The sequence below is a fragment of the Kitasatospora sp. NPDC030952 genome, assembly GCF_055571335.1.
The window spans coordinates 188908-201919 of record NZ_JBVIFM010000004.1; the positions used below are offsets into that span (position 1 = coordinate 188908).

Sequence of the window (13012 nt, forward strand, 5' to 3'; positions counted from 1 at the left end):
CGACGCGGGCCACCCCGACGGACCGCGGTGAGGAACCGAGAGCGATGACCATCCGCATGACGCCCGTGAGCACCCGACCCGGCACCGCCGCCCTCGCGCAGGCCCGGCAGCGCGTCGAGGCGGCCGACTGGCCGGCCCTCACCGAGGAGCTCGACGCCCACGGCTGCGCGCTCACCCCGCAGCTCCTCAGCGGCCCGGAGTGCCGCGACCTGGCCGCCCTGTACGAGCGTGACGAGCTGTTCCGCAGCACCGTGGACATGGCCCGCCACCGCTTCGGCTCCGGCCAGTACCGGTACTTCACCCACGAGCTGCCCGAGCCCGTCCACGCCCTGCGCCAGGCCCTCTACCCGCAGTTGCTCACCATCGCCCGCGGCTGGGCCGAGCAGCTCGGCCGGCCCGCGCCCTGGCCCGACACCCTCGACGAGTGGGTCGAGCGGTGCCACGCGGCCGGACAGGCCAAGTCCTCGCAGATCCTGCTGCGTTACCGGGCCGGCGACTGGAACGCGCTGCACCGCGACCTCTTCGGCGACCTCGTCTTCCCGCTCCAGGTCGTCATCGGCCTCGACGAACCCGGGACCGACTACACCGGCGGCGAGTTCCTCCTCGTCGAGCAGCGCCCCCGGGCGCAGTCCCGCGGCACCGCCACCGTCCTCCGGCAGGGCCACGGCCTGGTCTTCACCACCCGGGACCGGCCCGTCCGCTCCGCCCGGGGCTTCTCGGCCGGCCCGGTGCGCCACGGCGTGAGCACGGTGCGCTCGGGCCTCCGGCACGCCCTCGGGCTCGTCTTCCACGACGCCTGAGGCCGCACCATGACCGACCCCGAATCGCCGCCCGCGGCACGGACCTACCGCCTGGTCGGCCCGGACGGCCTCGCCCATCCCAGCAGCCGGCCCGGCACCCTCGGCGGCCACCGGCGCGCCCGCATCTACGGGCGCCTCGACTGCCCGTCCGCCCGACGCGCCCTCGCCGCCGGCCACTACGTACGCCACCGGGTCTTCTTCGCCGACGAGCCCACGGCCCTCGCCGCCGGCTACCGACCGTGCGCCGTCTGCCTGCCCACCACGTACCTGCGGTGGAAGGCCCAGCAACAGGAGCAGCAGCCATGAACCCCGCCGCCCCCGGCCCGTCCCCGCTCATCCACCCCGGCGAGCTCGCCGGCTCCCGGCCGCTGCCCTCCCCCGGTGAGCACACCGAGGCCGAACTCGCCGCCCTGATCGGCCTGTTGACCGCCACCCGCCCCCGGGTGCACACCGTCACCGTGGGCCACGGCCGGGACGACGCCTCCCGGGCGGCCGCCCGGGCCTTCGCCGACGCCTGGCAGGCCCGCGGCGGCTCCGTGCTCACCGTCACCGACTGGCCCGAGCAGGCCGCCTCCTGGCTGCGCCCGGCCCAACGGTTCACCGCCCAGGCCCCGGACGCCTGGGTGGTCGCCGCCGCACCCCTCGGCTGGATCCAACTGGCCCGGCGGCTGCGGCACAGCACCGGCTGGACCCCCGAACGGACGTTCGGCTTCGCCTCCCTCGCCGAACCGCGCGCCATCGCCCTCGCCGGGCCCGACACCCTGCACGGCCTGCGCGGGGCCACCCCGGACGGCCGTACCTGGGAGGTCCGGCACGGCTGGCTGACCACCCCGCTCCCGCCGAACGGGAGCACCCCGTGAACGCCACCCCGCCGCTCTTCCCGCTGCCGACCGCAGCCCGCACCGACGAGCGGCGTGCCGAAGATCTACGCCGGTGCTGAGGCCGCCGACCACCGACTGGACACCGGCCACTGGTCACTGGCTACTGGCTACTGGTCACTGGTCACTGGTCACTGGTCACTGGCCGATGTTCTCCACACCGCGCGAACTGGCGCGGATCCTCCTCGACGCCGCCGGGGTCGGCGCCTCGTAGCCGCGCCCGGGCAGCGGACGCCGGTCAGCGCCCGGCCCGGGTGAAGGCACCGCCGAGGTAGCGGTACTCCGGGTCGTCGGGGGCGAGTTCGCCCAGTTCGGCGATCAGCTCCGCGGCGTAGGCCTCGGCGTCGTCCTGCGGCCGGTAGCCGAGGGCCCGGGCGGTGGAGAGGTCCCACCAGGCGCGGGTGTTGGCGGAGATGCCGTACGCGACGGTGTGGCCGGTCACCGGGCCGGTGAGGGCGGCGTGCACCAGGCGGGCGCAGTCGCCGGGGCTGAGCCAGGTGGAGAGCATCCGGATGCTGCGGGGCGCGGAGGTGAAGGAGCCGATGCGCAGCGAGACGGTCTCCATCCCGTGCCGGTCGGCGTACAGCGAGGCGAGGTCCTCGCCGAAGCACTTGGAGAGCCCGTAGTAGGTGTCGGGCCGCTGCGGGGCGTCCACCGACACGGCGCTGCCGTCGGCGGGCCGCTCGGTGAAGCCGGTCGCGTGGTTGCTGCTGGCGAAGACGATCCGGCGCACACCCGCGGCCCGGGCGGCCTCGTACAGCCGGTAGGTGCCGTCGATGTTGGCGGCCAGGATGTCGGCGAACGGCGCCTCTCCCGGGATCCCGGCCAGGTGGACCACGGCGTCGACGCCCTCCGTCGCGGCCGCGAGCGCCTCGGCGTCCCCCAGCTCGGCGGTGATCGCGTCGGGTTCGCCGGGCACCGGGAGGCGGTCGAAGCAGCGCAGCCGGTAGCCGTGGGCGGGCAGCAGCTCGCGCAGGCAGCTGCCGATGCGGCCGGCGGCGCCGGTGAGCAGGACCAGGCGGGGCTGGTTCACCATTCCGTGGTTCTCCCATGTTCATCGACGGCTCGTCGCCGGGTACACGCGGGCGAACTCGGCGACGAGCGACGATACCTGACGCGAGGCCAGGGCTCGCGGCAATATTCGGGCCGTCCCCCGGCCGCCCCGTCCCACGGCCGCCCGCCCGCCCGACCGCAGGGGCGACCGGCGCCCCGCCCGGGATCCCCGTGGCACAGAACCGCGAACCCGGCCCGCGCGTCCGCCGATCACGGCCTGGCGCACGAACGACGGGCCACCCGACGTGCGGAGCACCGTCGTGGGGGCGGAACGGTCGCGTGGCGCTCCGGGTGCGTACCGGACGGCGGGCCGGGCAGACGCATCCACGCGGGCCGTTCCGTGACCGGGTCCGCACATGGCACGACGCGGAGGAGGACGGCATGAACCCGGTCGAACGCGCTCTGCGATCGGTGGACCGCTTCCAGCAGCGCCACCGGCCCACCGCCGTGGTGTTCGGGGTGGTCAAGAAATACGGCGACGACCGGGGCGGGCTGCTCGCCGCGCTCGTCAGCTACTACGGCTTCCTCGCGCTGATCCCCTTGCTGCTCCTGCTCAGCACCGTGCTCGGCTTCGTCCTGCACGGGAACCCCGGCGCGCAGCGGTCCGTCGTCGACTCGGCGCTCGCCGACTTCCCGATCATCGGCGACCAGCTCCGCCAGAACGTCCACTCGCTCCAGGGCAGCGGGTTCGCGCTGGCCGTCGGCGTGCTGTTCCTGCTGTACGGCGCGCTCGGCATCGCCCAGGTGCTCCAGCACGCGATGGCCGAGATCTGGAACGTCCCGGGCGTGCGCCGGCCGGGCTACTGGCCGCGGCTGGCCCGCAGTCTGCTGCTGCTGGCGGTGCTCGGCCTCGGCGTGGCGCTGGGCACCGGGGCGGCCTCGCTGGTCACCCTCTCGCTCGGCGGCACGGCGGCCCGGATCGGCGGTCTGGTGGTCTCCGCGCTGCTGAACGCCGCCCTGTGCCTGGCCTGCTTCCGGGTGCTCACGCCCCGCGGGGTGCCGACCCGCGCCCTGCGGCCGGGCTGCCTGCTCGCCGGTCCGCTGTTCACCCTCCTCCAGGCGTTCGGATCGCTGCTGGTCGCGCACGAGCTGCGCCACGCGGGCCAGGTCTACGGGTTCTTCGCGACCGTGATCGGCCTGCTCGCCTGGCTCTACCTGGCCGCGCAGATCACGGTGTACGCCGCCGAGGCGAACGTCGTGCTGGCGCGCCGGCTGTGGCCGCGCAGTCTGCTCCAGCCGCCGCTGACCGACGCTGACGAACAGGTGCTGAGCGCCATCGCCCAGCAGGAGGAGCGCCGCCCGGAGCAGCAGGTCGACGTCGCCTTCACCGACGACGCCCTCACCGACGGTTCCTTCACCGACGGCGACGCCCCGGAGGCGCGGGACGATGACGACAGGGGCACCGCTCCCCCGCCGTCATCGGCGGCCTGACACCGGCGCTCCGGCCGTCAGCGGACCGGCAGGACCCGGGTGTGCTCCTCGCGGACGGCCTCCAGGGCGTTCGGCCGGAGGCCGAGCAGCTGGAGGATGGTCGGCGCGATCTGCTTGGTCTCGACCTTCTCGTCCCGGCGGACGCCGTCCGGGGTCGCGGCACCGGAGACCACCAGCGGGACGTCGAGGTCGTCGGGGTGGGCGCCGCCGTGCTCGGCGATCTTGCTGCCGCCGGTGTAGACGACGCCGTACTGGGCGACGCCGAAGACGTCCGGCACCCGGGGGTCGCCCGGGTCGACGCCGAAGTGGTCGGCGGCCTCATCGCCGGCGTAGATCTTCTGCACGCCGCTCTGGGTGAAGGGGCGGGGCTTGCCGTCGATGTCGACGCCGTTGCCGTGCTGCGCCAGCAGGTAGTCCTTGGCGAACCCGGTGGCGGTCGCGGAGCGGTCGTTCAGCCAGAGCAGCACGCCGTCGTCGTCCACGGCGTGGGCGACCAGGTCGCCGGCGCCCGGGTGGGCGGCCTTCCAGGCGGCGTTGAGGCCGTCCAGCAGCGGGCCGTCGTCGATCCGGTCGAGCGCGGCCGGGTCGGTCGGGGACTGGCCGTGCTTGGCGGAGAGGATGACGGTGGTGGAGCCGTCCAGGTGCTGCTTGCGCAGTTCGGCGGTCAGCGCGCCGATCTGCTGGTCGACGTACGCCAGGTTCTTCTCCACCAGCGGGCCGGGCACGCCCTTGGCGACGTAGCCGCCCCGCAGGCCCTGGGAGCTGTCGAGCTTCTGCGCGGTTGAGACGGACTGGAAGTTCAGGCCGAACACCGCCGGGGTGCCGACCCGCTGCGCGCGGCTGTGGTCGTAGCCGTCGATCTGGTTGAGGACGGCCTGCACCTTGTAGGAGTCGTACTGCTCGGTGGCCTGGTTGTCCTTGGTCCAGTCGCCCTTGTAGCCGGTCGCCCTGCTGTTGATTTCGGGGGTGAAGAGGTCCTGGATGCCGTCGCCCGAGGGGCCGTTGAGGATGTCGTAGGCGGCGTGCTTGTCCGACCACGCGGTGCGCAGCCCGGCCTGGCGGGCCACCTCGAAGACGGTGTTCACCTGGAGGTAGGAGTGTGGGTAGACCGGCCGGCAGGTGTCGGGGTCGACGGGCAGCTTGGCCGGGTCGATCAGGGTCTGCGGGCGGCCGGTCATCCGCAGGATGGAGCCGGGCAGTCCGGGCAGGCCCTGGCCGGCGTCGAGGGCGTCCTTGTTCTTGTCCAGGTCCTCGGTGAGGTCCACCTCGGCGCCGGGCTTGGCGCTCTGACAGTCGGTGGTGCCGGCCGGGAGCAGCGCGGCGTCGTAGGTGCCGTCGTAGTAGACGCCGGTGGTGCCGGGGCCGCCGCCGGTCAGCTGGGCGACCATGCCGGGGAAGGAGTCCGAGGGGTCGGTGGTGCTGGCGTGGGTGTACTCCACACCGCCGCGGACCAGCCGGGCGAGCGCCGACTGCGGGTGCTCGGCCACGAACCGGGCGAGGTCCGCCTGGTGCAAGCCGTCGACCGACACCAGCAGGACGTGCGCGGCGCGGGCGCCGCGGCCCTCCTCGGCGGCGGCGGCCTGGGCGACGGTGGATCCGGCCAGCACTCCGGCGGCGCCGATGGTGGCGGCCAGCCGGACATAACGACGGGTCACAGAGGTCTCCTGTGGAGGGGGGAGGGGAAGTGGCGGCGGCGGTGCGCCCCCAGGGTGGGAGGCCCCGGTGTACCGGCGGCGGCCGGCACATGAACAACGCCGGACTCCGGCCCGGAGAGCGGCGCGATTTTACCGTGACCTCACCAACTCGTGGCGCCGCCATGGTGCTTGGCCGACGGGAACGGTCAGTGCGGCCCGGTGTTCGGGACGTGCGTGCGGCCGTGCGTACCACCCGTACGGGACCGCGCGCACCCCGAACGGGCTAACTCCCCGGGCGCCGCGCACCGTCCGGCGGCGATCCTGTAGTCCGACCGCCCGGGGCGGTCTTTCCCTGCGCGGTGCGAGGCACGAGACTCGAGGCCCGTGAGACGCGGTCATGAGCCCGCGGGCTCTCCGGAAGCTCCGAGGAAGGAAGCAATCAGGTCATGGACGCATCCGCACAGATCGGCGTGACGGGGCTGGCGGTCATGGGCCGCAACCTGGCGCGGAACTTCGCCCGCAACGGCTACACGGTCGCGGTGCACAACCGCACCCCGGCCCGGACCCGGGCCCTGGTCGAGGAGTTCGGCCACGAGGGCCGGTTCGTCCCGACGGAGTCGCCGGAGGACTTCGTGGCCGCGCTGGAGCGACCGCGCCGGCTGCTGATCATGGTGAAGGCCGGCGGGCCCACCGACGAGGTGATCGAGGAGTTCGCCCCGCTGCTGGAACCGGGCGACATGATCATCGACGGCGGCAACGCCCACTTCGCCGACACCCGGCGCCGCGAGAGGTCGCTGCGCGAGCGCGGCATCCACTTCGTCGGCAGCGGCGTCTCCGGCGGCGAGGAGGGCGCCCTGCTCGGCCCCTCGGTCATGCCCGGCGGCTCCGCCGAGTCCTACACCGTGCTCGGCCCGATGCTGGAGAAGATCAGCGCCCACGTGGACGGCGAGCCGTGCTGCACCCACATCGGCACCGACGGCGCCGGGCACTTCGTGAAGATGGTGCACAACGGCATCGAGTACGCCGACATGCAGCTCATCGCCGAGGCCTACCACCTGCTGCGGGAGGTCGGCGGCTACACCCCGGCCGAGATCTCCGAGATCTTCAAGCACTGGAACCAGGGGCGCCTGGACTCGTACCTGATCGAGATCACCGCCGAGGTCCTCGCCCACACCGACGCCGACACCGGCAAGCCCTTCGTCGACGTCGTCCAGGACGCCGCGGAGCAGAAGGGCACCGGACGCTGGACCGTGCAGACCGCCCTGGACCTCGGCTCCCCGGTCACCGCCATCGCCCAGGCCACCTTCGCCCGGGTCGCCTCCTCCCGGGCCGAGCTGCGCGCCGCCTACCGCCCGCTGCCCGGCGGCACCGTGCACGAGATGCGCCCGCACGAGGCCGACCGCTTCACCCGGGACGTCGAGCAGGCCCTGTACGCGTCGAAGGTCATCGCCTACGACCAGGGCTGGACCATGATCCGCGACGCGGCGGCCGAGTACGGCTGGGACATCGACCTCGGCGCGGTGGCGAAGATCTGGCGCGGCGGCTGCATCATCCGGGCCGCCTTCCTCGACCGGATCCGGGCCGCCCACGCCGACAACCCCGACCTCGTCAGCCTGCTCGCCGAGAAGCAGTTCGCCACCGAGATCGCCGATGCCCAGGCGGCCTGGCGCACGGTCGTCGCCGGGGCCGCCCAGCACGGCATCCCGGTTCCGGCCTTCTCCGCCGCGCTCGCCTACTACGACACCCTGCGCAGCGAGCACCTGCCCGCCGCCCTGGTCCAGGGGCAGCGCGACTTCTTCGGCGCCCACACCTACCACCGCACCGACCGGCCGGGCAGCTACCACACCCGCTGGGCCGAGCCCGACCGCCCCGAGGAGCGGACGGACACCGGGGCGTAGCCGGACAGCGGGGCCCAAGCCCATTCCGGCCGGGCGTTTCAGCCCCGGAGGACGCGCCGCAGCCAGCGGGTGCGGGCCTCCTCGGCGTCCCGGGCGACGGCCGACTCCGGGGCGAGGGTGTCGAACCCGTGGCAGGCGCCGGGCCACACATGCAGTTCGGCCCGGCCGCCGGCCTGCCAGATCGCGTTGGCGTAGCCGACGCCCTCGTCCCGGAAGGTCTCGGCGGAGCCCACGTCGAGGTACGTGGCGGGCAGCCCGGACAGGTCGGTGGCACGGGCCGGGGCCGCGTACGGCGGGAGGTCGGCGGCGCCGTACCGGTCACCGAGCACGGCCTGCCAGGCGGTGGCGTTGGAGGCGCGGTCCCAGGTGTCGTGGCCGGCCATCTGGTGACTGGAGAAGGTCTCGCCCCGGTCGTCCAGCATCGGACTCAGCAGCAGCTGGCCGATCGCCGCCGGACCGCCGCGGTCCCGGGCGAGCAGGGCCAGCGCCGCGGCGAGCCCGCCGCCGGCGCTCTTGCCGCCGATGACCAGGCGCCGGGCGTCCACGCCCAGCCCGTCCGCGTGCTCGGCCACCCAGCCGAGCCCGGCGTAGCAGTCCTCGATAGCCCCCGGGAAGCGGGTGCCCGGCGCCAGCCGGTACTCGACGGACACCACCGCCAGCCCCAGCGGCAGCGCCCAGGAGCGCAGCAGCCGCGGCAGGACGGACCACGCGTTGCCCGTCACCATCCCGCCGCCGTGCAGGTAGTACAGCACCGGCAGCGGCTCGCTAACGCCCGTGGGGCGGGCACTGACCAGGGTGACGTCACCGTCCGGCCCCGGCACCCGCAGCTCCGTCACCTCGAACCGGCCGCCGTCCCGCAGCCGCTCCGGCGTCGGCCGGGGCCGGGCGGCCGCGTCCCGCCGCTGCCAGGCCGCCAGGCCCTCCGGGGTGAGCGCCTCCCGCGCCCGCCCACCGGCGGCCTCCACCGCCGCCCGCACCTGCGGATCCAGCGGTGGCACCCGCCGGACTGCCGAACCGTCCGTCATCGCCACTCCCCCTCGCTCAAGCTGCCGTCAGTTGCGTCACTGAAAGCCTCTCAGGTTCTGGCCGCATCCGATCCGGGATGAGGCCAGACTGCCGTGTGTGCAGGGGGACTGGGCTGGAGGGCTGGTCGGACCGGATGCGTGGGAGTCGGCCCCGTCGACTTCCTGTGCACCGGGGTGGTCAGGAGGCGGAGGTCAGGAGGCGCTGGGCAGGAGTGCGGCGACCTCGGCCAGTCGCGGTCTGGGCCCGGTCGGCGGAGGTGCCGACGTCGAGGTTCTCGTCGGGCCGGAAGGTGTTCAGGAAGGTCCGGAACTCGTCGTCGGTGAGGTCGGCGGCGAAGGCCTGCCGGAAGGCGGCGAGTGCCGTCGGGTCGGCGGTGCGGAAGTTGACCCGGAGCGGTCAGTGGGCGGCCGACCGGCGGGTCGGTACGCAGGCCCGCCGGCGCGAAAACCGGTTGCCAAGCGGCCGCGCGACAACTTGACTGACCGTCAGGTGTGACGCCTGTCGACGAGGGAGGGACCATGGAGGACCCGCAGTTCACCGTGCGGCTCGCCGGTGCCTCACCGCGCGGTGCGGCACGCCTCAGAGCGGTCCGTGTGGTGACCGGGCTCAGCCTGTGGCGCAGTGGCCTGGCGCTGGACTCCGGGACGGCCGTCCTCCTGTCGGACGTCCCGTTCGAGCTGGCCGGCCCGGCCGCGCGGGAGCTGCGCCGGGTGGGTGTACCGGTCGCCGTCGACTGCGGCGCGTGCCGACGCACCCTGCCCGAGGACGGTGCCCCCGTCGCCCCCGGGCCCTGCGCCGGTCGGTACTTCCCCACCGCCCACTGTCAGGCCAACTCCCTGACCAGCTGTGACTGCGAGTTCTGCGTCGAGTACGGCCGCTCACCCGGGCTCTCCGCACGCTGAGCCCCGGCGGGCGGTTGGCGCCGGCGGCCTACCAACGCAGGAGGTGGCCGGTGGTGGCGAGGTGGTCGAGGGCGGTGCGGGTGGTGGGGCTGGCGCGGGGGTGGTCACCGTGGGTGAGGTGGGCGAGTTCGGCGATCTCGCCGCACGGGGTGGGGGTGCCGGTGTGTCCGGCGGTGTAGCAGGTGGTGCGGACCAGGGTGCCGGCGGGCTTGTTGTCGGCCGGGGCCTCGATGGTCAGCAGCGGCCGGACGGTGGCCGGGTCCAGGGTGACGCCGAGCTCCTCCCGGATCTCGCGGACGAGGGCCTGGGGGTGGGTCTCGCCGGGCTCGGGCTTGCCGCCGGGCAGGTAGTACAGCTCGCGGCCGTGGGTGCGGCTGGCGAGGAGCCGGCCGTCGTCGAGCCGGATCCAGGCCACCTTCTCGATCACGTCGGGCATCGGGGCCTCAGCCCGCGCTCGGGCCGGTCGGGCCGGTCGGGCCGGTGGTGCCAGTCGGGCCGGTCGGGGCGCCCGCGACGCGGCGTTCGCCGCCGTTGCGCTGCTGCCAGAGGCGGTAGACGTCGACCGCGTCCTCGCTCGGCGCGTACCGCATCGGCAGTCGGCGCTCGTCCCAGTTCTTGGCGAACTCGTCGTAGAAGGTGGCCAGTTCGAAGTACTTGCGGTCGTCGACGTAGTGCGGCTCGTAGGCGTCGCGGGTGGTGAGGAAGACCACCTCGTCCGGCGAGCAGTAGTAGAGCGAGCCCAGGCACATCGGGCAGGGGTGGGCCAGCACGTAGATGGTGGTGCCGGTCAGGTGCTCGGTGCCGAGCGAGGTGCAGGCCGCGCGGATGGCGAGGATCTCCGCGTGCGCGGTGGGGTCGTTGGTCTGGGCGACCTTGTTGGCGCTCTCGGCGAGGATCCGGCCGTCCTTGACGATGACGGTCGCGAACGGGCGGCCGCCCTCGGCGACGTTCTGGCGGGCGATGTCGATGGTGCGCTGGGCGAAGTCCACGGTGGCCTCTTCCGGGTCGGGTGAGGGGGCGGGGAGGTGGGGCGGGCGGCGGCCCGCCCCACCGATGAGCAGGGGTGGGTCAGAACGGCTTGGTCGGCAGGTACTTGCCGTCCAGGGTGATGACGGCGCGCTCGCCGCCCTCCGGGTCGGCGACCTTCTTCACGTCCAGCTTGAAGTTGATCGCGGAGATGATGCCGTCGCCGAACTCCTCGTGGACGAGGGCCTTGAGGGTGGTCCCGTAGACCTGGAGCATCTCGTAGAAGCGGTAGATGGTCGGGTCGGTGGGGATGCCGCCGGGGATCGAGCCGCGGGTGGGGATGGTCTGCAGCAGCAGCACCGCGTCCCCGTCCAGGCCGAGCAGCTCGGCGACGGCCTCGGCGGAGGTCTTCGGCAGGGCGTGCTGGCCGAGGAGGGCGGCGGTGGTGAAGGCCACCGACAGGCCGGAGACGTCGGCGATCTGCTGCCAGGTGAGGTCCTTGCGGGTCTTGGCATCGACGGCGGCGACGGCGAGCGCTTGGCGGGCGGTGGGGTCGAACTGGGCGTGCACCATGAGGGGCTCCTTCGGGTGGTGGGCGCTTCGCGGTGGTGCGGAGCGCGCGGGTCGAGGGGTTCCGGGCCGCGCGGACGGGGCGGCCCGGGGGGCTGGGGGCCTGGGGGCCTGGGAGGTCAGGCCGCGAGCGTGGCCCGGTCGGCGGCGGTGAGGTCCTCGACGCGGGCGGTCAGGTCCTCGACGCGGGCGGTGAGGTCCTCGACACGCCCGGTGGCGATGTCGAAGACCCAGCCGCGCAGGGTGACCGTCCGCGCGGCCAGGGCACGGGCGACGGCGGGGTGGGTGGCCAGGTTCGCCAGCTGGGCGAGCACGTTGTGCCGCACCAGGGCGGGGACGTCCCCGGCGGTGGCGGTCCGGGCCACCGAGGCGTCGGCGAGCCGCAGCCAGTCGGCGACGGCCGGGGCGCCGCTGAGGTCGTGGCCGTGGGCGAGGGCGGTCATCGCCCCGCAGGCGGAGTGCCCGCAGACGACGATGTCCCGGACGCCCAGGGCGGCGACGGCGTACTCGATGCTGGCGGTGACCCCGTCGGCACCGGGGGTGTACGCGGGCACCAGGTTGCCGGCGGTGCGGATGACGAACAGCTCGCCCGGCTCCGACCCGGTGATCAGCTCCGGTACGACGCGGGCGTCGGAGCAGCCGATGAACAGGGTGTGCGGGCTGTGGTGGGCGGCCAGGTGGGCGAAGAGCTCTTCCTTGGCGGGGAAGACGTCCCGCTGGAAGTGCGCGATGCCCTCGGCGAAGTCACGCATGGAATCACTCCCTCTCGTGGCGCCGGGCCGGTGGGGCCTGGCGAGATCCACTGTGCATGACCTGCCGCTATAGAGTCCAAGAGCTGCTACCGATGGCATCCATCGATGCGGTCTATAGTTCGGCCCATGGCCCTGGAACTGCGCCACCTGCGCTACCTGCTCGCCGTGGCCGACCACGGCAACTTCACCCGTGCCGCCGAGGAGCTGCACATCTCCCAGCCCACGCTGTCCCAGCAGATCAAGCAGCTCGAACGGACCCTGGGCACCCAACTGCTGGACCGCACCGGACGCACCGTGCGCCTCACCGACGCCGGCCAGGCGTACGCCCACCACGCCCGTGGCGCGCTGCGGGACCTCGCCGCCGCCGAACGCGCCGTCCACGACGTCCAGGACCTCTCGCGCGGACAGCTGCGCCTGGGCGTCACCCCCACCTTCACCGCCTACCTCGTCGGCCCGCTCGCCGCCGAACTCCACGCCCGGCACCCCGGCATCGCCCTGACCGTGCGGGAGAGCAGCCAGGACGGCATCGAAACCGGCCTGCTCACCGACGAGTTCGACCTCGGCATCGCCTTCCGGGGGCCGCACCTGCCCGGTGTCACCGGCACCGACCTGTTCACCGAGACCCTCACCCTGGTCACCGGCGTCGACACGCTTCCGGTGGACCCGCTTCCCGATCCGCTCCCCCTGCGGGACCTCGGCGACCGCCGACTCGCCCTGCTCAGCGGCGACTTCGCCACCCGCGGGCACATCGACGCCTACTTCGCCCAGCACCGCGTCAGCCCGCGCATCGCCGTCGAGGCCAACTCCGTCCAAGCCCTCACAGAGGTCGTCCAGCGCACTCCACTCGCCACCGTGCTGCCGGACGCCGTCACCCATGACCACCCCCGGCTCGCCCGGATTCCGCTCGACCCACCGCTCCCCACCCGCACCGTCACCCTGCTGCACCGCACCGACGCCTACCGCAGCGCCGCCACCCGCGCCTTCACCGACCTCGTCCACGACCTGGTCCGCACCCGCGGATACCCGCCGGCCGCCTGAACAGCGGACGGCCGACGGGCCCGACTCACGCTCAACCGGCCGACGGGCCCGACTCACGCTCAAC

The 13012-nt window shown here is 73.9% G+C and carries 14 protein-coding genes and 2 pseudogenes; 8 read left to right on the top strand and 8 right to left on the bottom strand.

Translation table 11 applies throughout. The annotated features are described in order from the left end of the window. Positions 1 to 56 precede the first annotated feature (56 nt). The 4 genes and pseudogenes from ACZ47G_RS10590 to ACZ47G_RS10605 form a co-directional block, all read left to right on the top strand. Positions 57 to 800, top strand: a complete 744-nt coding sequence (locus ACZ47G_RS10590; RefSeq protein ID WP_465741466.1) for a 2OG-Fe(II) oxygenase — start codon at positions 57 to 59, stop codon at positions 798 to 800. Between the two features lie 9 nt (positions 801 to 809). Beyond that, positions 810 to 1106 (top strand): Ada metal-binding domain-containing protein, encoded by a 297-nt coding sequence (locus ACZ47G_RS10595; protein WP_465741049.1) that lies wholly within the window; start codon positions 810 to 812, stop codon positions 1104 to 1106. After that, positions 1103 to 1660, top strand: a complete 558-nt coding sequence (locus ACZ47G_RS10600; protein WP_465741050.1) for a hypothetical protein — start codon at positions 1103 to 1105, stop codon at positions 1658 to 1660. Before ACZ47G_RS10595 ends, ACZ47G_RS10600 begins: the two co-directional genes overlap by 4 nt. Before the next feature lie 121 nt (positions 1661 to 1781). Next, a pseudogene (locus ACZ47G_RS10605) lies at positions 1782 to 1892 on the top strand (alpha/beta hydrolase); the annotation flags it as partial. Positions 1893 to 1916: 24 nt separating this feature from the next. On the opposite strand, the gene ACZ47G_RS10610 reads toward ACZ47G_RS10605, so the two are convergent. Continuing rightward, on the bottom strand, positions 1917 to 2711 hold the full coding sequence (locus ACZ47G_RS10610; protein ID WP_465741468.1) for an NAD-dependent epimerase/dehydratase family protein: 795 nt from the start codon (positions 2709 to 2711) through the stop codon (positions 1917 to 1919). A gap of 401 nt (positions 2712 to 3112) precedes the next feature. Here ACZ47G_RS10610 and ACZ47G_RS10615 point away from each other — a divergent pair, with 401 nt between their 5' ends. Continuing rightward, the gene (locus tag ACZ47G_RS10615) at positions 3113 to 4162 is read left to right on the top strand and encodes a YihY/virulence factor BrkB family protein (RefSeq protein ID WP_465741051.1); all 1050 of its coding nucleotides are present in this window, start codon (positions 3113 to 3115) and stop codon (positions 4160 to 4162) included. Between the two features lie 17 nt (positions 4163 to 4179). Here the strand turns inward: ACZ47G_RS10615 and ACZ47G_RS10620 are convergent, their stop codons facing one another. Further along, positions 4180 to 5817, bottom strand: a complete 1638-nt coding sequence (locus tag ACZ47G_RS10620; protein ID WP_465741052.1) for an alkaline phosphatase family protein — start codon at positions 5815 to 5817, stop codon at positions 4180 to 4182. Positions 5818 to 6242: 425 nt separating this feature from the next. Between ACZ47G_RS10620 and gndA the strand changes: the two genes are divergently transcribed. Continuing rightward, entirely contained in the window at positions 6243 to 7694 is a 1452-nt protein-coding gene (gene gndA / locus ACZ47G_RS10625; protein ID WP_465741053.1) for an NADP-dependent phosphogluconate dehydrogenase, read from the top strand. A gap of 38 nt (positions 7695 to 7732) precedes the next feature. On the opposite strand, the gene ACZ47G_RS10630 is transcribed toward gndA, so the two are convergent. Both ACZ47G_RS10630 and ACZ47G_RS10635 read right to left on the bottom strand, forming a co-directional pair. After that, positions 7733 to 8719 carry an alpha/beta hydrolase gene (locus ACZ47G_RS10630; RefSeq protein WP_465741054.1) on the bottom strand — a complete coding sequence of 329 codons (987 nt, stop codon included), beginning with the start codon at positions 8717 to 8719 and terminating at the stop codon, positions 7733 to 7735. Positions 8720 to 8930: 211 nt separating this feature from the next. Continuing rightward, a pseudogene (locus tag ACZ47G_RS10635) lies at positions 8931 to 9113 on the bottom strand (alpha/beta hydrolase); the annotation flags it as partial. Between the two features lie 125 nt (positions 9114 to 9238). On the opposite strand from ACZ47G_RS10635, the gene ACZ47G_RS10640 reads away from it, so the two are divergent. Then, positions 9239 to 9622, top strand: coding sequence for a hypothetical protein (locus ACZ47G_RS10640; RefSeq protein WP_465741055.1), 384 nt, complete (start codon positions 9239 to 9241; stop codon positions 9620 to 9622). 28 nt (positions 9623 to 9650) lie between these two features. Here ACZ47G_RS10640 and ACZ47G_RS10645 read toward each other — a convergent pair whose 3' ends face one another. From ACZ47G_RS10645 to ACZ47G_RS10660, 4 genes are all read right to left on the bottom strand, one after another. Further along, positions 9651 to 10058 carry an NUDIX hydrolase gene (locus ACZ47G_RS10645; RefSeq protein WP_465741056.1) on the bottom strand — a complete coding sequence of 136 codons (408 nt, stop codon included), beginning with the start codon at positions 10056 to 10058 and terminating at the stop codon, positions 9651 to 9653. A gap of 7 nt (positions 10059 to 10065) precedes the next feature. After that, positions 10066 to 10611 carry a nucleoside deaminase gene (locus ACZ47G_RS10650; protein WP_465741057.1) on the bottom strand — a complete coding sequence of 182 codons (546 nt, stop codon included), beginning with the start codon at positions 10609 to 10611 and terminating at the stop codon, positions 10066 to 10068. Between the two features lie 79 nt (positions 10612 to 10690). Beyond that, entirely contained in the window at positions 10691 to 11161 is a 471-nt protein-coding gene (cynS, locus tag ACZ47G_RS10655) for a cyanase (protein ID WP_465741058.1), read from the bottom strand. Positions 11162 to 11277: 116 nt separating this feature from the next. Further along, entirely contained in the window at positions 11278 to 11910 is a 633-nt protein-coding gene (locus ACZ47G_RS10660; protein WP_465741059.1) for a carbonic anhydrase, read from the bottom strand. A gap of 126 nt (positions 11911 to 12036) precedes the next feature. Here ACZ47G_RS10660 and cynR point away from each other — a divergent pair, with 126 nt between their 5' ends. Beyond that, positions 12037 to 12948, top strand: coding sequence for a transcriptional regulator CynR (gene cynR / locus ACZ47G_RS10665; RefSeq protein WP_465741060.1), 912 nt, complete (start codon positions 12037 to 12039; stop codon positions 12946 to 12948). The last annotated feature ends 64 nt before the right edge of the window (positions 12949 to 13012 follow it).